The 22,697-nt window shown below is 69.1% G+C and carries 27 protein-coding genes; 15 read left to right on the top strand and 12 right to left on the bottom strand.

From position 1 onward, the window contains the following. Nucleotides 1-2: 2 nt before the first annotated feature. The gene (locus FNH24_RS20280; RefSeq protein ID WP_152363999.1) at nt 3-266 is read left to right on the top strand and encodes a Txe/YoeB family addiction module toxin; all 264 of its coding nucleotides are present in this window, start codon (nt 3-5) and stop codon (nt 264-266) included. Nucleotides 267-723: 457 nt separating this feature from the next. After that, nucleotides 724-1,758 carry a hypothetical protein gene (locus tag FNH24_RS20275; protein ID WP_152363998.1) on the top strand — a complete coding sequence of 345 codons (1,035 nt, stop codon included), beginning with the start codon at nt 724-726 and terminating at the stop codon, nt 1,756-1,758. A gap of 24 nt (nt 1,759-1,782) precedes the next feature. Here the strand turns inward: FNH24_RS20275 and FNH24_RS20270 are convergent, their stop codons facing one another. Beyond that, a complete protein-coding gene (locus FNH24_RS20270; protein ID WP_170304515.1) occupies nt 1,783-2,433 on the bottom strand; it encodes a hypothetical protein in 651 nt (216 codons plus the stop codon). A gap of 107 nt (nt 2,434-2,540) precedes the next feature. Here FNH24_RS20270 and FNH24_RS20265 point away from each other — a divergent pair, with 107 nt between their 5' ends. Further along, the gene (locus FNH24_RS20265) at nt 2,541-3,143 is read left to right on the top strand and encodes a TetR/AcrR family transcriptional regulator (protein WP_152363997.1); all 603 of its coding nucleotides are present in this window, start codon (nt 2,541-2,543) and stop codon (nt 3,141-3,143) included. Nucleotides 3,144-3,168: 25 nt separating this feature from the next. Here the strand turns inward: FNH24_RS20265 and FNH24_RS20260 are convergent, their stop codons facing one another. Both FNH24_RS20260 and FNH24_RS20255 read right to left on the bottom strand, forming a co-directional pair. Then, complete coding sequence (locus FNH24_RS20260) at nt 3,169-4,062, bottom strand: Vgb family protein (protein WP_217428317.1); 894 nt, start codon at nt 4,060-4,062, stop codon at nt 3,169-3,171. Beyond that, nucleotides 4,052-5,017, bottom strand: a complete 966-nt coding sequence (locus tag FNH24_RS20255) for a 5'-3' exonuclease (RefSeq protein WP_152363996.1) — start codon at nt 5,015-5,017, stop codon at nt 4,052-4,054. Before FNH24_RS20255 ends, FNH24_RS20260 begins: the two co-directional genes overlap by 11 nt. Nucleotides 5,018-5,043: 26 nt before the next feature. On the opposite strand from FNH24_RS20255, the gene FNH24_RS20250 reads away from it, so the two are divergent. The 6 genes from FNH24_RS20250 (at nt 5,044) to FNH24_RS20225 (ending at nt 10,694) form a co-directional block, all read left to right on the top strand. Then, a complete protein-coding gene (locus FNH24_RS20250) occupies nt 5,044-5,481 on the top strand; it encodes an Lrp/AsnC family transcriptional regulator (protein ID WP_152363995.1) in 438 nt (145 codons plus the stop codon). A 20-nt stretch (nt 5,482-5,501) separates the two neighbouring features. Further along, nucleotides 5,502-7,130: an apolipoprotein N-acyltransferase gene (gene lnt / locus FNH24_RS20245; RefSeq protein ID WP_161606227.1), complete on the top strand. Its 1,629-nt coding sequence runs from the start codon at nt 5,502-5,504 to the stop codon at nt 7,128-7,130. A gap of 16 nt (nt 7,131-7,146) precedes the next feature. Continuing rightward, a complete protein-coding gene (locus FNH24_RS20240; protein ID WP_217428316.1) occupies nt 7,147-7,938 on the top strand; it encodes a polyprenol monophosphomannose synthase in 792 nt (263 codons plus the stop codon). A gap of 3 nt (nt 7,939-7,941) precedes the next feature. Beyond that, nucleotides 7,942-8,460 (top strand): FxsA family protein, encoded by a 519-nt coding sequence (locus FNH24_RS20235; RefSeq protein ID WP_152363993.1) that lies wholly within the window; start codon nt 7,942-7,944, stop codon nt 8,458-8,460. Next, nucleotides 8,457-9,443 carry a serine hydrolase domain-containing protein gene (locus tag FNH24_RS20230; protein WP_152363992.1) on the top strand — a complete coding sequence of 329 codons (987 nt, stop codon included), beginning with the start codon at nt 8,457-8,459 and terminating at the stop codon, nt 9,441-9,443. The genes FNH24_RS20235 and FNH24_RS20230 overlap by 4 nt, the downstream gene beginning before the upstream one ends. An 87-nt stretch (nt 9,444-9,530) precedes the next feature. Then, entirely contained in the window at nt 9,531-10,694 is a 1,164-nt protein-coding gene (locus FNH24_RS20225) for a hypothetical protein (RefSeq protein WP_152363991.1), read from the top strand. A gap of 10 nt (nt 10,695-10,704) precedes the next feature. On the opposite strand, the gene FNH24_RS20220 is transcribed toward FNH24_RS20225, so the two are convergent. The 4 genes from FNH24_RS20220 to FNH24_RS20205 form a co-directional block, all read right to left on the bottom strand. Then, the gene (locus tag FNH24_RS20220) at nt 10,705-11,538 is read right to left on the bottom strand and encodes a carbohydrate ABC transporter permease (protein WP_152363990.1); all 834 of its coding nucleotides are present in this window, start codon (nt 11,536-11,538) and stop codon (nt 10,705-10,707) included. Then, on the bottom strand, nt 11,535-12,470 hold the full coding sequence (locus tag FNH24_RS20215) for a carbohydrate ABC transporter permease (protein ID WP_152363989.1): 936 nt from the start codon (nt 12,468-12,470) through the stop codon (nt 11,535-11,537). The genes FNH24_RS20220 and FNH24_RS20215 overlap by 4 nt, the downstream gene beginning before the upstream one ends. Before the next feature lie 7 nt (nt 12,471-12,477). After that, nucleotides 12,478-13,779, bottom strand: a complete 1,302-nt coding sequence (locus FNH24_RS20210) for an ABC transporter substrate-binding protein (RefSeq protein WP_246186983.1) — start codon at nt 13,777-13,779, stop codon at nt 12,478-12,480. A gap of 87 nt (nt 13,780-13,866) precedes the next feature. Further along, on the bottom strand, nt 13,867-14,748 hold the full coding sequence (locus FNH24_RS20205) for a helix-turn-helix transcriptional regulator (RefSeq protein ID WP_152363988.1): 882 nt from the start codon (nt 14,746-14,748) through the stop codon (nt 13,867-13,869). Between the two features lie 103 nt (nt 14,749-14,851). Here FNH24_RS20205 and FNH24_RS20200 point away from each other — a divergent pair, with 103 nt between their 5' ends. Continuing rightward, on the top strand, nt 14,852-15,619 hold the full coding sequence (locus FNH24_RS20200) for a phytanoyl-CoA dioxygenase family protein (protein ID WP_152363987.1): 768 nt from the start codon (nt 14,852-14,854) through the stop codon (nt 15,617-15,619). A gap of 170 nt (nt 15,620-15,789) precedes the next feature. Here FNH24_RS20200 and FNH24_RS20195 read toward each other — a convergent pair whose 3' ends face one another. The 4 genes from FNH24_RS20195 to FNH24_RS20180 form a co-directional block, all read right to left on the bottom strand. Beyond that, nucleotides 15,790-16,167, bottom strand: a complete 378-nt coding sequence (locus FNH24_RS20195; protein WP_152363986.1) for an RNA polymerase-binding protein RbpA — start codon at nt 16,165-16,167, stop codon at nt 15,790-15,792. Nucleotides 16,168-16,265: 98 nt separating this feature from the next. Then, nucleotides 16,266-17,594, bottom strand: coding sequence for an MFS transporter (locus tag FNH24_RS20190; protein ID WP_152363985.1), 1,329 nt, complete (start codon nt 17,592-17,594; stop codon nt 16,266-16,268). 8 nt (nt 17,595-17,602) lie between these two features. Next, complete coding sequence (locus FNH24_RS20185; RefSeq protein WP_246186982.1) at nt 17,603-18,403, bottom strand: glycerophosphodiester phosphodiesterase family protein; 801 nt, start codon at nt 18,401-18,403, stop codon at nt 17,603-17,605. Nucleotides 18,404-18,409: 6 nt separating this feature from the next. Further along, nucleotides 18,410-18,913: a PGPGW domain-containing protein gene (locus FNH24_RS20180; protein WP_152363984.1), complete on the bottom strand. Its 504-nt coding sequence runs from the start codon at nt 18,911-18,913 to the stop codon at nt 18,410-18,412. A gap of 100 nt (nt 18,914-19,013) precedes the next feature. Between FNH24_RS20180 and FNH24_RS20175 the strand changes: the two genes are divergently transcribed. Further along, nucleotides 19,014-19,259, top strand: coding sequence for a type II toxin-antitoxin system prevent-host-death family antitoxin (locus FNH24_RS20175; protein ID WP_152363983.1), 246 nt, complete (start codon nt 19,014-19,016; stop codon nt 19,257-19,259). Next, on the top strand, nt 19,256-19,669 hold the full coding sequence (locus FNH24_RS20170; RefSeq protein WP_152363982.1) for a type II toxin-antitoxin system VapC family toxin: 414 nt from the start codon (nt 19,256-19,258) through the stop codon (nt 19,667-19,669). Before FNH24_RS20175 ends, FNH24_RS20170 begins: the two co-directional genes overlap by 4 nt. Nucleotides 19,670-19,675: 6 nt before the next feature. Here the strand turns inward: FNH24_RS20170 and FNH24_RS20165 are convergent, their stop codons facing one another. Beyond that, nucleotides 19,676-20,521, bottom strand: a complete 846-nt coding sequence (locus FNH24_RS20165; RefSeq protein WP_161606226.1) for a serine hydrolase — start codon at nt 20,519-20,521, stop codon at nt 19,676-19,678. 42 nt (nt 20,522-20,563) lie between these two features. Between FNH24_RS20165 and pdxY the strand changes: the two genes are divergently transcribed. From pdxY to FNH24_RS20150, 3 genes are all read left to right on the top strand, one after another. Then, entirely contained in the window at nt 20,564-21,415 is an 852-nt protein-coding gene (gene pdxY / locus FNH24_RS20160; protein ID WP_152363980.1) for a pyridoxal kinase PdxY, read from the top strand. Nucleotides 21,416-21,439: 24 nt separating this feature from the next. Further along, nucleotides 21,440-22,033: a gamma carbonic anhydrase family protein gene (locus FNH24_RS20155; protein WP_152363979.1), complete on the top strand. Its 594-nt coding sequence runs from the start codon at nt 21,440-21,442 to the stop codon at nt 22,031-22,033. Between the two features lie 136 nt (nt 22,034-22,169). Then, the gene (locus tag FNH24_RS20150; RefSeq protein WP_152363978.1) at nt 22,170-22,379 is read left to right on the top strand and encodes a hypothetical protein; all 210 of its coding nucleotides are present in this window, start codon (nt 22,170-22,172) and stop codon (nt 22,377-22,379) included. Nucleotides 22,380-22,697: the final 318 nt, after the last annotated feature.

Below are 22,697 nucleotides of genomic sequence, written 5' to 3'. Positions count from 1 at the left end.
CCATGCGTCTGGTCTGGGATCTCAGCGCCTGGGATGACTACCTGTGGTGGCAAACGCAGGACCGGAAGACCTTGAAGCGAATCAATCTGCTCATCCAGGACGTTCTCCGAAACGGCAACGAGGGCATCGGCAAGCCTGAGCCACTGCGCCATGACTTCGCCGGATATTGGTTACGCCGGATCACTGACAAGCATCGGTTGGTCTATCGACTCGTCGATGACACCGAGGTCCGGATCGCATCCTGCCGGTATCACTACGGGCGCTGATGATCATCAAGGCGCGATCCGACCGGAATCAGTTGCCGGCGCTGTCGAGCCAGGAGTAGTGCAGGCGCCGAGCGATCGCCGAGGATTTGAGCCGCCGTGAGATGATCGGGCCATACAGCCCGAATCCGGGCCGTCTGCCCACGGCTGTCATCGTGTCCGGCTCGCGAGCACCGAACGGACCCAGCAACAGATGCCGTCCGTCACGGGCCCGCTTCTTTGCTCAGCACTGATCAACTCTCGCCCCGTCCTGCCTTCCGCCGGACGCGGGCACCGCGCACCCTCCGGGAGGTTCTCCATTACTCTTGCCGTCTCATTTTCGCCGTCGGTCGGCGCCCCTCGTACGCTCAGCGACATCTACGGCCCGGGCGTCGCCGTCTGCGCCCGACCGCCACTGGAGGTCACCGCCTCGGCGGGCCAGCGGAACAGTCGGGACGTCGTCTCCGCCAGGCCGCTCGGCGTGGCGGCGGACACCCCGCTGATCTGCAGTGCCGGCGGCACCGACCCGGCGCTGCTGGCCGTGCTGCGCGATGTCGGCCTGCCGGTCGGCACCGATCTTCGCGAGTTCCGCAGCGAGGCGGAGTTCGAGTCCCGCGTGGCCGAGGCGCTGGCCGACGGCCTGTCGATCTCGATGGAGTATCCGCAGCCGGCGATGCCGTACGTCGACGTCGGCGGGGTCAAGAGCGCCGAACTGGTCGGCTACCTGAACAACAAGGCCAGCATCGGCAGCCTGGTCGACCCGGTCTTCCAGGCGCGGCGCCGGGTCGTGTCGCGGGCGGAGCTGCTGGCGGCGGCACCGGAAGCCGAGTCCTGGGTCCTCAAGGCGGCCACCGACGACGCGCACGGCGGCAGGCTGGATGTCTACCTGCACCGGGCCGGCGTGCCGATCATCCTGCCGGCCTTCACCGAGCTGCTGTCCGAGTTCGTGCTCGAGGAGTATCTGCGGATCCAGCGCAACTGGGGCCTTCAGCTCTACGTCGGACCGGACGCTCAGGCACGCCTACTGGCCGTCACCGAGCAGCGGATCGACTCCCTCGGCGTCTACGCCGGGGGTCGGTTCGGATTGGTCACCCCGCCGCCGGCGGCGCTGCTCGCCGAGTGCCTGGCGATCACCCAACGCGCGGCAGATCTCGGCTACCGCGGCATGTGCAGCCTTGACTGCGCCGAGACCGAGGACGGCCAGCTCGCCGTGCTCGACCTGAACTTCCGGATCACCAGTGGGTCGGTCCCGCTGCTGGCGCTGCAGTCGATCCGGCCCGACCTTCTCGACCGTCCGGCCGAGTCGGTCACGCTGACCGTGGCCGGGCCGCTCGCGGACCTGCTGGCCGAACTGCGGCCGAGCCTGGCGGCGGGCGGCGTACTCGTCGTCGCGGGCCACGACACCGGCCGCACCGACAATGCGATCCGGCGCAGCACGGCCCAGTTGGTGGTGTACGGCGACGAGCCCGACGACGTTGTCTCCCGCCGCCGCAGGCTCGAACGCCGGTTCGGCTGACCCCGGGAGCACTGATCGGAGGAGTCAGTTGGCGGCGCTGTCGAGCCATGAGTAGCGCAGCCGGAGGGCGCGTTCGGCACTGCCCAGCGCGGCGGCGGCCACCAGGGTGAGGTTGAGCCACACCGGCAGCTGGAGTGGCGATTCGAAGGTGCCGAACAGGTCGTTGACCGGTGGGATCCGCGAGATCGGCTCCAGCACCTGCAGCAGGTTGAGGCCGAGTCCGACGACGAGCATGATCACCGAGACGACGCCGATCCAGCGGCTCGCAGTGGGGTGATTGCGGTCGAGGCGGGCGCGCCGGCCTTCGGGGGAGCGAGGGTGCGGGGTGAGTTGCCGTTCGGTGCCGTCGGTCGTGACGTAGTGACAGCGCCGGAGACCGAACGAGCTGGTCGCGACCTCGATGTGGCCGCCCGGCACCGGAAAGGCCGCTGGGAGCTTGGCCTGGGCCAAGTGGCGTCCGTCCAGGTAGAGGTGGGCCCGGACCTCGCCGTCCTCCTGCTCGCCCCAATGCCGGACGTCGATCGCGTACTCCTGCTCGCGGCCGCCGGCCCCGGGGAGGTGGAGGAAGAGCAAGGAGCGCCCGAGCAGGTGCCAGATCCGGAAGCGCTTCAGTTCCCGCCCGGTGCCGTCCTTCACCCGCGCTACCGCCCGCTGATGTCGCCACTCGTCGAACACGTTCCCTGCCCTTCGCAGTTTGACCAGCACAGTGTGTTGATCCCGAATCGACAGATTAGCACAGTGTGCTAGTACGCTGTGCCAGTAGAGTGCCGGCAGGAGGTCCCATGTCTGAACCAGCGAACCCGCAACCGAGCACGCGGGATCGGATCCTGATCGCCGCAGCGACGATGCTCGGCGAGGATCCGGCCGCTCGCTTGAGCGTGCGGACGGTGGCCACCCGGGCCGGAGTGAGCACCGGATCGCTGCGGCATCACTTCCCGACCCAGCGCGCCCTGCAGGACGCCGTGCTGGCCGGCCTGTACGACCTGGTGTTTCCGGGCGATCCCATTCACGACCAGGAGTTGCCGCCCCGCGATCGGCTGGTCGCTTGCCTGCGGCAGATCCTCGCCCCGCTCGGCACGGCGGAGAAGGCACGGCGGGCCTGGGGTCTGATCCACGAGAAGTTGATCGCGCCGGAGCCGACGGCGGAATCCCGGGAGGCCTATCTCGCCCTGGACCGCGAGTCGCAGCAACGGGTGGAGCACTGGTTGGCCGTGCTCGGTGCCGAGGGGTCACTCGCGGTCGGCGACAACGCCCAGCGGGCGAGATTCCTGCTGACGGTGATCAACGGGCTCTCGCTCGAACGGGCCCTGCCCGGCGCCGAGTCCCGGCTCGCCGCCGAGACGGCCACCCTGTACCGGGCCGCGGACAGCGTCCTGCGCGACTGACCGACCCGGCGAAACAGGCCGGGGTTCAGCCGAGGTGGAGGCGGGCGAGGGAGCCGGTCTCCAGCGCGGTCCAGACCGCGCCGTCGGGGCCGAGGGTGATGCCGTGCGGTTCCGAATCGGGCCGGGGCAGGTCGTGCTCGGTGATCGTGCCCTCGACGGTGATCCGGCCGACCCGGTTGGCGCCCCACTCGGTGAACCAGCAGTCGCCGAACCGGCCGGGTGTGATCGCGTGCGGCCGACAGGCCCGGTCCGGCAGCGGGAACTCGGTGATCTTGCCGTCGGTGGTGATCCGGCCGACCTGTCCGGCGCCGATCTCGACGAACCACAGGGCACCATCCGGCCCGGCCGCGATGCCGACCGGCGCGGCGCCCTCGGTCGGCAACGGGTGCATGATCACGTCGCCGACGAGGTCGATCCGGCCGATCGCGTTGCCCTGATTGATCGTGAACCACAGGGCCCCGTCGGAGCCGCTGGTGATCATGGACGGGAACAGGCCGCTGCCCGGCAGGGCGAACTCGGTGATCATTCCGTCCACCGTGATCCGGCCGATCCGGTCGGCGTTGAGCTCGGTGAACCAGAGCGCATCGTCCGGCCCGGCCACGATCCCGTACGGACCGGCGTCCGGAGTCGGCACCGGGAAGGTGTCGACCTCGCCGTCCGGCGCGATCCGGCCGATCCGATGCCCCTGGAACTCGGTGAACCACAGCGCCTCGTCCGGCCCGGCGGTGATCACCGTCGGGCCGCCGACCGGTTCCACCGGGAAGCGGCTGACCGCCCCGTCGGCAGGATCGAGCCGACCGATCGCTCCGTCGTGCACCAGGGTGAACCAGAGGGCGCCGTCGGGTCCGGCGACGATCCCGTACGGCCCCGCGGCACCGTCGGCGACCGGGAACTCGGTGATCATCACGTCATTCGGCATCGGCACCGAGCGCGGCCAGGATGCGGTCGGCGCTGGTGCCGAGGCCGAGTCGTTCGGTCAACTCGGCGAAGGCCTTCGGGTCGGCCGGCGCCGTCGGCAGCTCGAGGTCGGCCGGCTTGACGCCGAGGTCGATGTCGCGGGCCACGGCGACCACGGTCGGCGCCACGGCCAGGTAGTCGATCGCGGCGCCGAGCTTGGACCGGATCGACCCGCTGATCTTGGTGTCCGGCCGGCTCGCCGCGGCCAGCACCTCGTCCAGGGTGCCGTACGTGTTGAGCAGCGAGGCGGCGGTCTTCTCGCCGATGCCGGCGACGCCCGGCAGCCCGTCCGAGGTGTCGCCGCGCAGCGTGGCGAAGTCGACGTAGGCGGCGGCCGGGATGTCGTACTTGCCCTTGATCCAGGCATTGGTCACCTGCTCGTGCTTGCCGACCCCGCGGGCGATGTAGAGGATCCGTACCTCCCGCTCGTCGTCCACCAGTTGGAACAGGTCCCGGTCGCCGGTGACCACGTCGACCGGCAGCTCGGCCGTCGTCGCCAGGGTCCCGATCACGTCGTCGGCCTCGTACCCGTCGGCGCCGACGATCGGCAGCCCGAGGGCGGTCAGCACCTCGATGATCAACGGCACCTGGACCGCCAGGTCGTCCGGGGCCTGTTCACCGGCCGTTTCCGTGGAGGTCGACATCTCGTTGACCACCGTGTCCCCGGCCCCGGCGACCCGGTGCGCCTTGTAGGTCGGGATCAGCTCGACCCGCCAGGCGGGACGCCAGTCGTTGTCCCAGCAGCAGACGAGGTGCGTCGGATGGTAGGTGTCGACGAGTCTTGAGATGAAGTCAAGCAGTCCGCGGACCGCGTTGACCGGGGTACCATCCGGTGCACGCAGGGAATCCGGTACGCCGAAGAAGGCTCGGAAGTACAGGGAAGCAGTGTCGAGGAGGAGTAATCGCGGTGTGCGCACAGTCGAATCCTGGCACGGTGTCGGGGATGGAGAAGCTTGACCGCCGGATTCTGGAGCTGCTGGCCCGGGACGGACGGATGTCCTACACCGACATCGGCAAGGAGACCGGTCTCTCGACGTCGGCCGCCCAGCAGCGCGTCCGCCGGCTGGAGCAGCGTGGCGTGATCAAGGGCTACCGGGCGACGCTGGACTCCAACGAGCTCGGCCTGCTGGTCACCGCGTTCGTCGCGATCAAGCCGTTCGACCCGAGCCAGCCCGACGACGCCCCGGAGCGGTTGCAGCACCTGCCCGAGATCATCTCCTGTTACTCGGTCGCCGGCGACCCGAGCTATCTGCTCAAGGTCCAGGTCCCGACCATGGTCGATCTGGAAGCGGTGCTGGCCAAGATCCGCGCCTCGGCCAAGGTCTCCACCCACACAACCACCGTCCTTTCCACCCCCTACGAAGACCGCCCGCAACTGTGACCACCATCCCCTCCACCGACTTGTCAGAATCCAGTAGCCCTATAGCGCAACTCAGTTCTGACAAGTCGGCGTGGTGGCGGCTGGTGGCGGTGGTCGTCGGGGGTGCGGGGCTGGGGTTGGCGTGGCAGCCGTACGGGGTGTGGCCGGTGTTGCTGGTCGGCATCCCGTTGTTGCTGCTCGCGGTGCACGGGCAGCGGCCGCGCCGGGCCTTCGGGCTGAGCTACCTGTTCGGGCTGTTGCTGCTGACCGTGACGATCGGCTGGATCCAGGTCCTCGGCACCTGGATCGCGGCGCTGCTGATCCTGTTCGAGGCCCTGTTCTTCGGTCTGCTCGGGATCGCGCTCGCGCTGATCTCGCGGCTGCGGCTGTGGCCGTTGTGGTCGGCGTTCGCCTGGACCGCCCTCGAGTTCGCCTACTCCCGGGTCCCGTTCGGCGGGTTCGGCTGGGTTCGGCTGGCGTACGCGGCGGTCGACACTCCACTGGCCGGGTTCCTGCCGCTGATCGGCGTGCCCGGCGTCTCCTTCCTGGTCGCGCTGGCCGCGGCCGTCTTCGCCTGGGCCGTGCTGTGGCTGCTGCGAAACGGCCGGGCCGGCCTGATCCGGGCGCGGCGGCCGGCGATCGCGGTGCTGGCCGGGTTCGTGCTGGTCTCGGCGGCGGGCTTCGGGATGCGCTGGCTGCAGTTCGAACCGGCGGCGGGCGATCAGGGCACGGTCACCGTGGGCGTGGTCCAGGGCAACGTGCCGGGCAAGGGCATGGACGCGATGGGGGAGGCCCGCACGGTCACCAGCAACCACCTGAGCCAGACCATCGAGCTGACCGCGCAATGGCGGCTCGGTCAGGTGCCGGAGCCGGACTTCCTGCTCTGGCCGGAGAACTCCACCGACATCGACCCGATGCTCGATCAGACGACCCGGCAGGTGGTGCAGTCGGCCGCGCAGGTCGCCGGCAAGCCGATCCTGGTCGGCGCGGTGACGCGGGGTCCGGGACCGGACGAGCGCCAGACCACCGGGCTCTGGTGGGATCCGCAGCGGGGCATCCTCGCCAGCTATCAGAAGCGCAACCTGGTGCCGTTCGGCGAGTGGATCCCGTTCCGCGAGCAGCTGCTGCCGCTGGTGCCGATCCTGCAGGAAGTCGGCCCGCAAGGGGTTCCCGGCACCCGGCCCGGCGTGATGACGGTGCCGATCGGCGATCGCACGATCACCGTCGGCGATGCGGTCTGCTTCGAGCTGGCGTACGACCAGACCATCTACGACACGATCACCAACGGCGCCCAGGTCTCGATGGTGCAGAGCAACAACGCCACCTACGGCGGCACCGGCCAGATCGAGCAGCAGTTCGCGATCACCCGGGCCCGCGCGCTGGAGACCCGGCGGGAGATCGCGGTCGCGACCACCAACAGCGTCTCCGGGTTCATCGACCGCGACGGCACGGTGGTGCACCGGACCCAGGAGTTCACCGCCGACTCGTTCGTGGTGCAACTGCCGCTCCGGTCCGCGGTCACCCCGGCGGTGCTGCTGGCACCGTGGCTGGACCGGGCGATGGCGCTGATCGGACTACTTGCGGCGGTCGCCGGTGGTGTCGGATTGGCTCGCTTTGGGCGTCTGCGGAAGACTGGGGAGCCTGAAGTGCGGGAATCCGTGCATTCGTAACGGCGAGAGGACGAGTGTGACCCAACGGCCAGCGACAGAACTGGGCCGGATCTTGGTGATCGTCCCCACGTACAACGAGGCGCCGAACATCGAGAAGATCACCGGCCGGATCCGCGAGGCCGTGCCGGACGCCGACATCCTGGTCGCCGACGACAACTCGCCGGACGGCACCGGTGACGTGGCCGATCACCTGGCGGAGGCGGACGACCACATCCACGTGCTGCACCGGCGGAGCAAGGAAGGTCTGGGCGGCGCCTATCTGGCCGGCTTCGGCTGGGGACTGGACCGCGGCTACGGCGTGCTGGTGCAACACGACGCCGACGGCTCGCACCCGCCGGAGCGGCTGCCGGCGATGCTGCAGGCGCTGCGGACCGCCGACATGGTCAAGGGGTCGCGCTGGGTGATGGGCGGCAAGGTCGTCAACTGGTCGCCGCTGCGGCAGCTGATCTCCCGGGTCGGCAGCCTGTGGTCCAGGATCTGCCTCGGATTGCCGATCAAGGACGTCACCGGCGGCTTCAACGCCTGGCGCGCCGACACGCTGCGGCAGATCGGCCTGGACGACGTCGCCTCCGCCGGTTACTGCTTCCAGATCGACCTGGCCTGGCGGACCGTGAAGGCCGGGCTGCGGGTGGTCGAGGTGCCGATCACGTTCGTCGACCGGCAGTACGGCGAGTCCAAGATGAATCAGTCGATCGTGATCGAGGCGCTGATCCGGGTCACCCTGTGGGGGATCGGGCACCGGGCCGGGCAGCTGATCGGCCGGGCCGAGCAACGGCGGGCGCGGACCCGCAGTGTGAACAAGGACTGACCGATGCGCCGCCGACACCCCTGGCTGCTGCCGCTGTTGATCGTGCTGCTGGTCGCGGTCCCGATCTTCGAGGTCTGGCTGCTGATCCAGGTCGGCCAGGTGATCGGGGTGCTGCCGACCCTGTTGATCTTGGTCGCCGAGGCGATCCTCGGCGGCTGGCTGATGCGCCGTGAAGGCAACCGGGCCTGGAAGTCGCTGATGGAGGCCTATCAGGCGGGCCGGATGCCGGCCGGCGAGCTGACCGACGCGGCGCTGATCCTGGTCGGCGGCGTGTTCCTGATGCTGCCCGGCTTCGCCACCGACGTGATCGGCCTGTTCTTCCTGCTGCCGTTCACCCGGCCGCTGGCCCGCAAGCTGCTCGGCGCCGCGATCGCCCGCCGGCTCGACCGCGCGACAACCATGATCAACGTCGACCCCGGCAACATCGTCGACGGCACCGTCGTCGACGGCACCGCGACCGAACACCGCGACCCGGACCCCGATCAGCGGCCGATCCGCGGCACCATCGAACCGCCGCGTTGACCGGCCACCGGAAGCCGGAGCCCATCGAAGTCGTACGAGCTCTGGCCGATCGCGCGGTCGCGGAGGGCCATGTCGGTGTCGTCGCCGGCATCGTCAGCGGGGATAGGGTGGCGATCGCCGGCGCCGGCCGGATCGGCGCGGACGGCCTCGTCCCCGACCGGCGCACGATCTTCCGGATCGCCTCGGTCAGCAAACCGATCACCGCGACGGCACTGGCACTGGCCGTGGTCCGGGGCGAGCTCGGGTTGGGCGACACCCTTCATGATCAACTTCCGGCGTGGCGGCTGCCGGCCGATCCGTTCGGCCGGATCACGCTGGAGCAGCTGGCCACCCACCGATCCGGGATGCCGCACGGGCTCGACGGGACGCTGACCTCGATCGACGATTACGTCGACGCCCTGACCCGGGTCCGCCCGGCGACCGGGCCCGGGGTCGAATACGCGTACTCCAATCTCGGTGCGCAGTTGATCGGCATGGTCCTGACCCGCGGCGCCGCGGAACCGTTCGACGCGATGCTCCGGGAGACGCTCGCCGGCATCGCCGGCGCCGGCGACGTCGTCGACCGGCTCGACCCCGACCAGCAGGCCCGGCTGGCGCTCGGCCACGACCTGACCGGCACGCTCTGCGAGACCCCGGACCACCCGCTCGGCGTCGCCTCCGGCGGTCTGCATGCGACCGCGGAATCCCTGTTGGCACTGGTCCGAGCACACTGGTCCGCCGTCGATGATCAACTGGCCGAGGCGCTGCGGCTGACCACGACACCGCGGGCGGACGCGTTCGGGGGAAACCGGATCGGGCTGCTGTGGCATCTCGGCCCGGTCCCGGACGGCGACGGGCTGGAGGCGATCTGGCACAACGGATCGCTGCCCGGCTATCGCAGCTTCCTCGGCTTCCGACCCGATGAGCGACTCGGTGCGGTCGTGCTCAGCAACACCGCGAAATCGGTCGACGGCTACGGTGCCGAACTGCTCGCTGCCGCCTGACCCGGTCCGCGACGATACTGTCTGACACGCATTACGAGACTATTGGACACAGTTTCGTGACCGCGGGGTCGAGACCGGAGAGTGAGCATGCAGCCGACGTATTCAGCCGACGGCCGGTACTGGTGGGACGGCCGGGCCTGGCAACGGGTCCCCGGCGCCCCCGAGCATGGAGCGCCGCCGCCGGCCGGCCCGCCCGGCTGGGCGCCGCCGCCCGGGTCACCGCCCGCAGCGCGGCTGCCACTGATCATCGCCGGCATCGTCGCCCTGATTCTGGTGATCATCGCCGTACCGGCCGTCTACTTCCTGACCCGGGCCGGGGGACCGGTGGCCGGGCCGGCGCCGGCCGGATCGGAGCCGGCCGGACCGGTGCTGCAGCCGGGCGATGAGGTCACCAAGGAGAAGCTGAGCCGGGTCTCGGCGGCCGACTTCTACTGGGCCGCGCTGGACCGCCAGCTGACCGCGCCGGTGAGCGTGATCAACGGCGGCTACTTCCAGACCCCCGCCGACTTCGCCAAGCACGGCTTCTACGAGGTCAGGCAGGTCGGGGTCGATCACCGCAGCGGGGCCGACGTGAACTCCAAGGAGTTCACCGCCGCCGCTACGACCTACGTCAACGGCAAGCCGGATGCCCAATCGCGCTGCGTCGACGGGCACCACTACCTGCTCCTCGACGACCTCGACAGTCGCAAGCCCTACTGGAAGAAGTCGGATTCGACGCCGTGCCGGCTCGACTACCAGTCCTGGACGCTCGGCAGCAGCGACGGCATCCTGCCCAGCGGACTGAAACCCGACCAGGCCTCGGTGGTGATCAAGGCGCTACGGGACGACTACCCGGGCTTCGTCAACGCGGGACAGCCCACGCTGATCACCGCCTCCGGCCACACCTACATCCGCCAGATCGTCGACTTCAAGCCCGTCAAGATCCCCGACCTGGGCTACTGGGGCACCCAGATCTTCCTGTGGGCGTTCAAACGGACCGGCCTTGATTCGCAGCAGTGGCCGTTCCTGCCCGGCCTCGGCGCCCGCGAGGGGCTGCACGTCGCGTACTACTACGACGTCAAGACCCTGCTGCCGGCCGCGTCCGTGATCCGCTCGACCCCGGTCCTCGACGACGACGGCCAGGTCAAGGAACGCTACGACCAGACTCAGATCTTCAACTACCGGTTCCCGGCGAAGCTGACCCCGCTGACCCTCAAGGACACCAAGCCGCAGACCCTGGTGATCCCGGAGGGCTGGAAGATCCCAGAGTGAGCAGTGGGATTCAGCCCTTCACCGCGCCGGAGGTCATCCCGGCGACGATCTGGCGGTTGAAGAAGATGTACATGATCAAGGGTGGGATGGTGATCAGCAGGATGTTGGTGAACAGCAGGTTCCACTGGTTGTTCACCTGGCCCATGAAGTTGAACAGGGTCAGCTGTACGGTGACGTTCTCCCGGCCGGGAAGGAAATAGAGCGGGCCGGTGAAGTCGTTGAAGACGCTGACCACCTGGACCACGATGATCGTGATCATCACCGGCCGGAGCAGCGGCAGCACGACCTGGAAGAACAGCCGGAGTGGGCCGGCGCCGTCCATCACCGCGGCCTCGTCCAGCTCACGCGGGATGGTCGCGACGAAGGCGCGGAAGAGCAGGATGCAGAAGGACAGCCCGAAGGTGACCTCGACCATGATCATCCCGATCATGGTCTTGAACAGGCCCAGGGTCTGCAGCACCCAGATCGTCGGCACCACGGCCGGCGGCACGATCAGCCCGGCCAGCACGAAGAAGTTGATCACCGGGTTCCAGCGCGACGACCGCCGTTGCAACACATAACCGGCCATGGCCGAGACGACCACCATCAGCGTCACGCTGCTCACGGTCAGCGTGGTGCTGTTGATGAACGCGCGCAGCACCTCGAAGTCCCGGGTGGACAGCACCTCGGTCACGTTCTGCCACAGCCTCCACTGCTCCGGCAGCGAGAACGCGAAGGTCGCCGCCTCGGCCCTGGTCTTGGCCGCGGTCAGCAGCACGAACAGGAACGGCACCAGGAAGATGATCACCGACACCACGATCGCGACCAGCCCGGCGATCCAGCCGCGGGCCACGTTGCGCCTCATCGCTCGACCTCCCGCCGGTTCAGCAGGAACGAGATCGGCACGATGATCGCGGTCACCACGACGAACAGCACCACGTTGCCCGCGGTGGAGAGGCCGTAGAACCCGGCCTGATACTGCTTGTAGATCACCGAGCCGATCACGTCGCTGGTGAATCCCGGGCCGCCGTTGGTCATCGCCCAGATCAGGTCGAACGACCGCAGCCCGCCGATCAGTGACAGCAGGATCACGGTCGCGGTGGCCGGCCGGACCAGCGGCAGCGTGATGCTCCAGAAACACCACCAGCCGCCGGCGCCATCCACCCGCGCCGCCTCGTAGTACTCCTGCGGGATCGCGACCAGCCCGGCGATGTAGATCAGGGTCGCGATGCCGAGGCCCTTCCAGACATCGACCAGCGCGACCGAGAACAGCGCCCAGGCCGGGTCGGTGAGCCAGCCGGGACCGGTGATCCCAATCGCCGCGAGCGCGCTGTTGACCAGCCCGTCGAACGGGTCGAGCAGCACCTTGAACGTGATCCCGACCCCGATCGTGGAGACCAGCACCGGGAAGAAGATCACCGACCTGAGGTAACCGCGGGCGACGATCTGGGAGGTCAACAGGATCCCGAGCAGTAACCCGATCACCACCTTCAGCCCAGAGGTCAGAAAGCCGTAGACGAAGGTGTTGACGAAGCCCTTCACCAGCATCGGCTCCCGGAAGAACTGGATGAAGTTGTCCAGCCCGATGAACTCGGTGTCGGTCAGCGTCCAGCGGGTCAGGCTGAAGTAGAACGACGCGAAGGTCGGCACCGCGAACAGCACCACGTAGAGCACGGCCGAGGGGAGATAGAACCAGGACGGGTACGGGCTCCGCCGGGCACGCCGGGTCGCCGCCCGGGTCGGCCGCGACCCGGGCGACCGTGGCGGCCCGGCGGTCGCGGTCGTCGTGACTGCCATCGCCGGCCTACCAGCCGGGCAGGCCGAGTTGCTGCGCCTGCTTCTCCACGTCCTGGTCGTACAACGCGGCGGCCTCCTTGGCGGACCGGATGCCCGAGCCGACCTCGACCGTGAAGCCGGACAGGTTCGGCCCCTTGATCGGGGAGATGAACTCCAGCGCCGGGCCGACCTTCCCCTCGTCGGTGTAGCGCTGCACGTCGGCGGCGACCGCCGGGATGTCGGCGGGCAGCTCACAGCTGCTGATCGAGTACGGCCCGGCGATGGACAGCTGCTCGGACTGGATCGCGCAACCCTTGGCCGAGACCGTGAAGGCGATGAGCTTCCGGGCCGCGTCGAGCTTGGCGTCGGTCGTCGTCTTGGGGATGTACATGGCTCCCGGCAACCAGATCGTCAGCCGGGTGCTCGCGGCGTCCTGCGCCGGCAGGGCGAACACGCCGACATCGTCGACGTTGTCCGGGAAGTTCTGCTGCAGCGTGCCGACCGCTGTGGTGGTGATCGGATAGTGCGCGGCCTCACCGGTCGCGATCAGCCGGATCCCCTCGTCGAACATCGCCGAGGCGAAGTCCTTGTTGTACATGTCCGCCTGGCCCAGTTGCTCCTGGTTGACGAAGCCCTGCAGCGCCGGCTGGTCGGCGTACTTGCGCTGGTTCTTGGTGTATTCCTCGGCCCACTTCGGGTCCTTGACCGCGACGTTGGCGAAGTCGCCGAGCACGAACAGCTGCGCGGTCCAGCTCTCGCCGTACGTCTGCGCCACGGCGATCTTGCCGGCCGCCTTGATCTTCTCGTTGTTGGCCATGAATTCGGCCCAACTGGTCGGGATCTTCAGCCCCAGCTCCTCGTACAACACCTTGTTGTACATCACCCCGCCGGCCGAACTGGTCCCGTACGGCGCACCGTAGATGCCCTTCGGCGTCTTGACCTGCGGCACGAACTCCTCGCTCAGGTCGGCGACCCAGGGCTGATCGTCGAGGGGAGCGAGGTTGGTGTCCGGGTTCAGCGCCTGAAACAGCGACCCGGAGTTGTACGTGAAGACGTCGGCCATCTCGCCGGTGGACAGCCGGGTCTTGACCAGGTTGTCACCCTCCACGCCACCCGGCCGGGTGTCGATGGTCACCTTGATATCGGGGTTCTCGGCGACGAAACCGTCCCGCAATGCCTCCGCTGCCGCGACGTCCTCGGCGCCGTTGCCGACCAGATAGGTGATTTCGACCGAACCGTCGCCGGAACTGCCGATGGAGCCGACCGAGCACGCGGTCAACATCAGGCTCGCGGCACCGACGGCCGCGAACAGGGGACGAAGGGAAACCACTGCTACCTCCTTGTAGACAGGACCACGAACCTGGGTTGAAACGGTTCACGGGATTGCTGACTACGGTAAGCCGCCGGACCCGGCGGGTCAAGAGATGCGGGACGGCCGCGGTACGAACGCGTGCTGGGCCGCCTGCCGGAACTCCCGCGGCGACCGGTCGTGAGCGGCGCGGAAGCAGCGGGTGAAATAGGCCGGGCTGGCAAAGCCGCAGGCGGCGGCGATGTCGGCGACCGGCCGCATCGTGGTGGTCAGCAGCATCGCGGCGTGCCGCAGCCGGAGCTCGGCGACGAAGGCCGTGGCGGTGGTGTCGTAGTGCCGGCGCATCGTGCGGGCCAGGTGGGCCGGGCTGACCCGGGCGAGTTCGAGCAGCCGCGGCACGCCCCGGCGCAGGTTCGGCTCCCGGCGCATCGCGGCGCAGGCGGTGACCAACCAGTCCGGGGCGCCGTGCGGCCGTTCCGCCAGCGGCTCCGGGGCCGGCCCGAGCAACGGCACGATGTCGGTCCAGAACCGGATCAGGTCGAACTGCCGGGGCCCGCCCCGGAACCGGGCCAGCGCCTCGGCGCAGACCGCCCCGGCCCGCTCGGCCTCCGCGGAGCCGGGGGAGAGCCGCCGTCGCGGCGGCAGCGCGGCCTGGTGCCAGGCCGGGTCGACGCCGGCCAGATCGGCGAAGGCGCGCCAGCCGGCGACCGGGAAGGCGATGTTGTAGAACCGGACCGGACCGGCGAGGGCGTGCTGGTCCCGCGGCCGGATCAAGATCAACTCGCCCGGCCGCAACGGCTGCACCCGCTCCGCCAGGCCCGGCCCGAGATCCTGGCTGCCGTCGCCGTCGATCACCAGCATGATCTCGAAGTAGTCGGCGTGGCCGTGCGGCTCAGACCGGCCACGCAGGTCGACCAGCGCGGCGTGGTACGGCCGGCCGAAGGCGTGGCTTTCGAAGCGCTCCGGCGACGTCGACTCGCGGGAAGGCACATCAAGAAGTTACAAGTTTTCGCGCGCTCTGTGCCTGTGCCAGGCGCGATCCGGTCGGCATTCTGAAAGAAAACGTCAACTCGCCGCCGAGGAGGCTGCCTCGATGACTCTCTCTCCCGACCCCACCCTGACCGACTTCGACCGCGACGGCTACGTGATCTTCCGCGACGTGATCGACCCCGACCTGATCGCCGAGGTCAGCGATCACGTCGACTGGCTGGAGCAGCAGCACCCGGATGTCCGGCCGGAGAATCTCGGCCACATCTATCTGCGCGACGACCCGTTCTGGGTCCGGCTGATCTCCGACGACCGCTTGGTCGACATCGCCGCCCGGTTCATCGGCGACGACGTCGCGCTGTTCGCGTCGCACTACATCAGCAAGCCGCCGTTCACCGGCCGGCAGGTGTTGTGGCACCAGGACAGCGCCTTCTGGCCGCTGGAGCCGATGGAGGTGGTGACGCTCTGGCTGGCCGTCGATCACTCGACCCCGGAGAACGGCTGCGTCCGGCTGATCCCCGGCAGCCACACCCTGGACACGGCGGCGCTGCGCGAGCGGACCGACGTGGAGAACGTGCTCGGCGCGGAGATCGCGGTCGACGTGGACGAAAGCCAGGCCGTCGACATGGTGCTGAAGCCGGGGGACGTCGAGGTGCACCACCCGAAGATCGTGCACGGCAGCAACGCCAACACCTCACCCAATCGGCGCTGCGGGCTGACCATCCGCTACATCCCGACCTCGACCCGGATCACCGCCGACGAGCAGCCGTACCCGAGCGCCTTCCTGCTCCGCGGCGACCCCGGCGTCAACACCTACCAGCCGGTCCCGACCTTCGACCCCGCCCGCCACTTCCCCCACCGCGGCGCGGCGTAAGAGACCCCAAACGCCGAGTTGTCAGAACTGAGTTGCCCTATGGCACAACTCAGTTCTGACAACTCGGCGAATGGGTGTGGACAAAGAAGATGACCGTCTCCCGGTGGTCCCGCATCGCCGACCAGTGCGATGCGGGGGCCGGGAGACGGCCAGGCTGGTGCCTCGTGGGGTCAGGCCGACTTGGCCGACCCCGAGGAAGCGATGTAGTTGGGGCCCAGCGCCCCGGACCGCAGCAGGTCGAGCCGCTCCGCGAGCAGGTCTTCCAGTTCCGCGATCGACCGCCGCTCCCGCAGCATGTCCCAGTGCGTCCGGGCCGGCTTCTCGTCCTTGGCCTCCGGACGCTCACCGTCCGACCGCAGCGATTCCGCACCGCACCGCGGGCACTCCCACAGGGCGGGGATCTCCGCCTCCTCCGCGAACGTCAGCGCGAAGTGGTGCTGATTCGGACAGTCGTATCCGATCTCCTGGCGAGGAGCGAATTCGACTCCGGTCTCATCCTCGAAGCTCTTGGCGCCGAGGCCGGATCCCCGTAACGAACGATCTGCCATCGTGTCCCTCCCGACTCGATCCTGACTGAGTTGTACCCCTGGTCATCTCAACTCGCGAGTCGGTGGAATTGTTCCGAACCGGTGAACAAACCGGTTCATCACGGTGTGACGGGCGCCTCCCGCGGCGGTGGCCGGACCCCGAGCAGCGCGATCGCACCGACCAGCAGCACCAGTGCGATGCCGATGATGCCCATCCGGTCGCTGGCGAAGATGCCCGCGAACAGCCCGAACAGGCTCGGCGCGAGGAAGGACACGGCCCGGCCGGTGGTCGCGTACAGGCCGAACAGCTGGCCCTCGTGACCGGCCGGCGACAACCGAGCCAGGAAGGTCCGCGAGCTGGACTGGGCCGGCCCGACCCACAGGCAGAGGGCCAGCCCGAAGATCCAGAACATGGTCGAGCCCTGCGCGAACAGGAGCACGACCGCCGCCACGATCAGCCCGCCGAGCGACACCAGAATGATCAGCTTCGGCCCGACCCGGTCCTCGATGAAGCCGGCGGCGAACGCGCCGGCCGCGGCGACCACGTTGGCCGCCACCCCGAAGATGATCACTTCACCGGCGGACAGCCCGTACACGCTGCGGGCAAGCACGGCCCCGAAGGCGAACACCGCCGCCAGGCCGTCCCGGAAGATCGCGCTGGCGAGCAGGAACCAGACGGTGTGCCGGGCTCCTGCGTACAACCCGCGGAGCTGCTTGATCAGCACCCCGTACGAGGCGAAGAAGCCGACCCGGGCGGCACGGTCGGTCGGCGGGATCTCCGGCACCGCGATCAGCACCGGGATCGACCAGACCGCGAACCAGACGGCCGCGACCACCGCCAGCACCCGGAACTTCAGCCCGCCGTCGGCGGTCACGCCGAACAGGCCGACCTCGGGCTGGATGAACAGCAGGTACGCGCCGAGCAGCACGCCGATGCCGCCGACATAGCCGGCCGCCCAGCCGAAGCCGGACACCTTGCCGATCGTCGCCGGGGTGGAGACCTGCCGCAGCATCGCGTTGTACGAGACGCCGGCGAACTCGGAGAAGACGCTGCCGGCGGCCATCAGGATCAGGCCGAGCCAGAGGTAGGAGTATTCGTCGCGGACGAAGAACAGCCCGGCGGCGGAGATCACGGTGAGCCCGCTCCACAGCGCCAGGTTGAGCTTGCGTCGTCCGCCGGCGTCGGCCCGCTGACCGATCACCGGGGCGAGCAGCGCGATCAGCAGCCCGGCCGCGGCGAGCGCGATGCTCAGCCAGGTCGCGCCGGACAGCGAGCCGGTCGGGGCCTGGGCGGCGACGTCCTCGGTCAGGTAGGGCGCGATCACGAACGTCACCACGATCGTGCTGTACGCGCTCGCTCCCCAGTCCCACAGCGCCCAGGCCAGCACCCGGCCGCGCTTGGTTCGGGGCGGGGTGGGGTCGGTCGACGGCTCGGTCGAGGTGTCCATGGTGCGGCTCAGGTCCAGAGCCCGCGACGGTTCAGCACGTCGGACAAGATATCGATCCGATCGGTGAAAATGCCGTCGACGCCCAGATCGATCAGCCGCTCCATCTCGGCGGCGTCGTCCACGGTCCAGACGTGCACCTGTTTCCCGGCCCGATGCACCGCCCGGACCAGGCCCTCGGTCAGCACCTGCAGGTCCCGGCCGGCGACCCGGTGTCGCACCGGCAACTGCAGCGCCGCCCCGGCGGTGTTGATCATGGTGGTCAGCCGAGGGGCGAACCGGTTCCAGGCGATCCCGGCCTGGCTGGCCGCGGTCGGCGTCTCCGGCCCGAGCAGCCGGCGCAGCCGGTGCAGCCGAGACGTACCGAACGAGGAGACGCAGACCCGGCCACCGGCGCCGTGCCGGGCGATCGCCTCGGCCAGCAGCGGCACCGCGGCGTCGGACTTGGCGTCGACGTTGAACCGTACGTCCGGGAACTCCTCCAGCAGCTCGGTGAATGTGGGGATCGGGTCGAGCCCGCCGATCTTGGCCGCCGCGACCTCCCGGTAGGGCAGCGCGCCGATCAGCCCGGTCCGGTCGGTGACCCGGTCCAGCCGGTCGTCATGGAAGGCGACCAACACCCCGTCGGTCGTGGCATGCACATCGGTCTCGAAGTAGCGGTAGCCGAGCTTGGCCGCCTCGGTGAAGGCGTGCAGCGTGTTCTCCCGACCGACGTTCGGCGGATAGGTCGCGCCGCCACGGTGAGCGAAGGCGAGGAACGGGGCGTCGAAATAGGCGTAGTCCGCCGCGCGCATCGTCCTGGTCAGCGGCACTCGGCCTCAGACGTTCGGGAGCTGGCGCAGCACGTCGCCGATCACGGGCGGCAGCCACGGCGGCACACCGAAGACGGCCAGCGAGAGGTAGATGCCGGTCAGCGCGCCGCAGACGGCCAGCACGATCAGCAACACCTTCTGTCGCCGCGGCCAGCGGCTGACGATGCCGAGCAGGTGCTTGAAGAACCGCATCAGCCGGTTGGCCCAGGCGAACTCCGACGACCACACGGCTAGCCCGAGCAGGACCAGCGGGATGCCGCCGGGGCCGGGCAACGGACCGGTGACCGCGCCGAGGATGATGAAGAACAGCCCGGCCAGCGCGACGCCGATCCGGTAGACGACCAGCTTCCGTGGGTCCTGTCGGATCCGCTGCCGCCACTTCCAGCGGTCCTGGTCGGGCTCGATCAGGACGTGATCGTTGTGCTCCGGCTCGTACTCGTCGAACGGCGACCCGCGCTTCCACCGGGCGCGGTGTTTCCGCGCCGTACGGGAAGCCTGATCCGCCGACATGCGACCACTCTATTCGCCGCTTGTGCACCAGTCCGATCGGACCGGAAAATTCAGCGCGCCGCTACGATGTAGGTATGTAGTTGCAAGCTGAGGAGGCTTGATGGCGATCGTTACCGCACGAAGGTTCAACCAGTCGCCGTCGGAGGTGAAGGCCCTCGCCAAGGGCGAGCCGGTGTTCGTCACCGACCGCGGACAAACGGCCCTGGTCGTCATGTCGGCCGAGCAGTACGACCGGCTCACCGGCGGGTCCAATGCCTACGACTCGCTCCGTATGGACGAGGACGCCGCCGACGTCGACTTCGAGCCGATCGTGGATCGTGAACCCGGCCGGATCGCCGACCTGTGACCTACCTGCTCGACACCAACGTCGTGAGTGAGCTCCGCAAGCGATTCCCGGATGACGGCGTTGCCCGGTGGGCGAAGGCGGTCCACGCGGGAGTTCTTTTCCTCAGCGTCATCACGATCCGGGAGCTCGAAGCCGGAATTCTGGCCAAGGAGCGACGGGATGCAACCCAGGGCGCAGTCCTGCGCCGCTGGTACGAGCGGAAGGTCCTGTCCGGCTACCGGGATCGGATTCTGCCGATCGACCTGGACATCGCACGCCGCTCCGCAGCCCTCCACGTCCCGGACCCGATGCCGGAACGGGACGCCCTGATCGCCGCGACGGCTCTGGTCTCCGGGCTGACAGTGGTCACCCGCAACGTCGGCGACTTCGCGCGGACCGGTGTCGGCCTGCTCGATCCCTGGAACGGATAGCCGAACCTACAACGCGTGCCGGCGTTCCCAGACCGCTGCGGCGATCGATGCGATGAACGCGTGGGCGACCTCGCCCGGCCAGGGGGCGGTCGTCGCGACGGCGAGCACGAACGGGCGGGCGTCGGGCGGCCGGATCAGGCCGGCGTCGTGCACGACGTCGGTGACCCAGCCGTTCTTGTGGGCGACCCAGGTGCCCGGCGGCAGCCCGGCCCGCAGGTCGGTGGCGACCTCGTTGGCGGCGAGTACGGCGAGGACCGCGTCGCAGGTGGTGCGATCGGCGGCGGTGCCGTGGTGCAGGGCGGACAGGATCGTGGCCAGGCCTCGGGTGGTGATCAGATTGCGGTCGCCAAGCCGGTCCCGGGCGGCGTAGTCGTTGATGCCCCGGCCGACGGAGACACCGGTCGCGCCACAGGTCGCGATCGCCTCGGCCACGGCCGGCAGCCCGACCTGGTCCAGGACCAGGTTGGTGGCCAGGTTGGACGATCGGACGACCGAGCGCTGACAGAGCCAGCGCAGGGTTGCCGTCCCGCCGAGCCGGTCCCACGGCTGCGGATCCGAATCGTCCTCCTGGACCACGCCGAACGGGGTGCCGACCTGGGAGGTGAACTCGTTGTGCACCGGCAGTTCGGCGTCCAGGTCGAGCTTTCCGGCCGCGGCCAGCCGGTAGGCCGCCAGCACCAGCGGCAGCTTCATCGTCGAGGCGGCGTAGTGCTGTGCGTCCGGGTTGACCTCGGCCACGGTGTCGCCGTGATCATCGAGCAGGGTGACCGAGACGGTGGCCGGGCCCGGGTCGGGGCGTTCGGCGACGAGGCGTTCGAGCTCGGTAGCGACCGCGGCCGCGGATGTCTTCACCCGCCCATCTAACCGGATCGGAATCGGTGCCAGAATCAAGCCGTGACCGCGATTCTGTCGATCCAGTCCTCCGTCGCGTACGGGCACGTCGGCAACAGTGCCGCCACGTTCCCGCTGATGCGGCTCGGCGTCGAGGTGTGGCCGGTGATCACCGTGCACTTCTCCAACCACACCGGGTACGAGAGCTGGCGCGGGCCGCTGCTGGCCGCCGGCGACATCGCCGAGGTGATCAAGGGGCTGGACGAGCGCGGCGTGCTGTCCCGCTGCGACGCCGTCCTGTCCGGCTATCAGGGCGCCGCCGAGGTCGGTGCCGTGATCTTGGACGCGGTCGCGCTGGTGAAGCAGCGCAACCCGGACGCGATCTACTGCTGCGATCCGGTGATGGGCGACGTCGGCCGCGGATTCTATGTCCGGGAAGGGATTCCGGAGTTCATGCGGGACCGGGTGGTGCCGGCCGCGCAGTTGATCACCCCGAACCAGTTCGAGCTGGAGTATCTGACCGGCCGGTCGGCCAAGACCCTGGACGACGTGCTGGCCGCCGCCGACGCCGCCCGCGCGATGGGCCCGGAAACGGTGCTGGTGACCAGCGTGACCCATGATCTGGTCGCCGAGGACACGCTGCAGATGATCGCGGTGACCGAGACCGAGGCCTGGTCGGTGACCATCCCGCTGCTGCGGCAGACCTTCACCGGCAGCGGCGACCTGACCGCCGCCACGTTCCTGGCCCACACCCTGACCACCGACCTGCCGACGGCCCTGTCCCGGACCGCCGCGATCGTGCATGGGGTCTTGTCGGCGACCGTCGAGTCGGGCCAGACCGAGCTGCAGTTGGTGGCGGCGCAGGACGAGATCGCCGATCCCAGCCACACCTTCGAAGCGACCCGGTTGCGCTGACCTGCCGTTCCGGAAGGGGACCCCATGCTGATCGAGCACCGTGGCCGGCAACCGGTGATCCCGGCCTCGGCCTACGTCGCGCCCACGGCCGTGATCTGCGGCGCGGTGATCTTGGGGGAGCGGGCCCGGGTGTTGCACGGCGCGGTGATCACGGCCGAGAACGGCGAGGTGCGGACCGGCGACGACGTGGTGATCATGGAGAACGCCCTGGTCCGCGGCCGCGGTGATCATCCGGCGGTGATCGGCGACGCCGTGCTGATCGGACCGCACGCCCACGTCAACGGCGCGACGATCGAGGACGAGGTGTTCGTCGCGACCGGCGCCTCGCTGTTTCCCGGTTCGGTCGCCGGCGCCGGCTCCGAACTGCGGATCAACAGCATCCTGCACGTGAACTCGCGCCTGCCGCCCGGCACCGTCGTCCCGATCGGCTGGATCGCCGCCGGCGACCCGGCCCAACTCTTCTCACCCGACCGGCACGACGAACTCTGGGAAACCCAACGAGGACTGGATTTCCCCGGCACCGTCTACGGCGTCGAGCGCGGCACCCCGATGCGCGAGATCATGCGCCGTCAAGCCGACTTCTACGCCGCCCACCTGGCGGATCAAGAACTCAACTGAGCCGAGTCCGTCCCCTGAGCCCGTCGAAGGGCAGACCATATGATCACCAAGCCCTTCGACAAGCTCAGGGAACGGAACCAGCAACCCCACTCGGCAGAGCCCGTCCGTTCCCTGAGCCCGTCGAAGGGCAAGCCACATGATCACCAAACCCTCCGACCAGCTCAGGGAACGGAACCAGCAACACCAGTCGGCAGAGCTTGTTCGTTCCCTGAGCCTGTCGAAGGGCAGACCACACGGCTCGGGCGTGCGTGCCCCCGAGCCCGGCGCGACTGTTTTCGGCCCGCGCGACTGCGGCAACGGTCTTGCCTACCTGGAACAGTCGCGTCGAGCGGTGTGCGGTCTGTAAGTGCGCGAGTAGGTGGTCGGCGGTGTGGTTTCGCGCGTCGGGTTGGGTGCGTGGGGGCTTTCTTGGCGGCAAAGGGGCGGTTCGGGCGTAGGTCGGGTTGGTGCCGCCCGATTGCGTCCGCCGATGGCCATCGAGTGTGCAGTTAACGACGTGGAATCTGCGATTTTGCGTCGTTAAGGTCACACTCGGCGACCTCGGAGGGCACTTCGGCGCCATGGCGACCACCGAACGACGCAACCCGGCCGACCAGACCCGACCGACGCGAACCCGGCCCCTTGCTGCGCCTGAAAGTCTGCCCGTCGCCACCGCACCGCGCTG

The sequence above is a fragment of the Microlunatus speluncae genome (genome assembly GCF_009299835.1).
In the GTDB taxonomy this organism is placed as follows: Bacteria; Actinomycetota; Actinomycetes; order Propionibacteriales; family Propionibacteriaceae; genus Microlunatus; species Microlunatus speluncae.
Note: the sequence above shows the minus strand (reverse complement) of the source record. Positions and strands in the feature narration are given on the sequence as shown.

Excerpts from the sequence above, each read along its gene's own strand:
- FNH24_RS20150 (WP_152363978.1), top strand. The coding sequence starts at position 22,170 with ATGATCACCAAACCCTCCGACCAGCTCAGGGAACGGAACCAGCAACAC.
- FNH24_RS20215 (WP_152363989.1), bottom strand. The coding sequence starts at position 12,470 with ATGGCAGTCACGACGACCGCGACCGCCGGGCCGCCACGGTCGCCCGGG.
- FNH24_RS20280 (WP_152363999.1), top strand. The coding sequence starts at position 3 with ATGCGTCTGGTCTGGGATCTCAGCGCCTGGGATGACTACCTGTGGTGG.
- FNH24_RS20180 (WP_152363984.1), bottom strand. The coding sequence starts at position 18,913 with ATGTCGGCGGATCAGGCTTCCCGTACGGCGCGGAAACACCGCGCCCGG.
- FNH24_RS20235 (WP_152363993.1), top strand. The coding sequence starts at position 7,942 with ATGCGCCGCCGACACCCCTGGCTGCTGCCGCTGTTGATCGTGCTGCTG.
- FNH24_RS20265 (WP_152363997.1), top strand. The coding sequence starts at position 2,541 with ATGTCTGAACCAGCGAACCCGCAACCGAGCACGCGGGATCGGATCCTG.
- FNH24_RS20200 (WP_152363987.1), top strand. The coding sequence starts at position 14,852 with ATGACTCTCTCTCCCGACCCCACCCTGACCGACTTCGACCGCGACGGC.
- FNH24_RS20175 (WP_152363983.1), top strand. The coding sequence starts at position 19,014 with ATGGCGATCGTTACCGCACGAAGGTTCAACCAGTCGCCGTCGGAGGTG.
- FNH24_RS20190 (WP_152363985.1), bottom strand. The coding sequence starts at position 17,594 with ATGGACACCTCGACCGAGCCGTCGACCGACCCCACCCCGCCCCGAACC.
- FNH24_RS20155 (WP_152363979.1), top strand. The coding sequence starts at position 21,440 with ATGCTGATCGAGCACCGTGGCCGGCAACCGGTGATCCCGGCCTCGGCC.
- FNH24_RS20225 (WP_152363991.1), top strand. The coding sequence starts at position 9,531 with ATGCAGCCGACGTATTCAGCCGACGGCCGGTACTGGTGGGACGGCCGG.
- FNH24_RS20250 (WP_152363995.1), top strand. The coding sequence starts at position 5,044 with ATGGAGAAGCTTGACCGCCGGATTCTGGAGCTGCTGGCCCGGGACGGA.
- FNH24_RS20195 (WP_152363986.1), bottom strand. The coding sequence starts at position 16,167 with ATGGCAGATCGTTCGTTACGGGGATCCGGCCTCGGCGCCAAGAGCTTC.
- FNH24_RS20220 (WP_152363990.1), bottom strand. The coding sequence starts at position 11,538 with ATGAGGCGCAACGTGGCCCGCGGCTGGATCGCCGGGCTGGTCGCGATC.
- FNH24_RS20260 (WP_217428317.1), bottom strand. The coding sequence starts at position 4,062 with ATGCCGAATGACGTGATGATCACCGAGTTCCCGGTCGCCGACGGTGCC.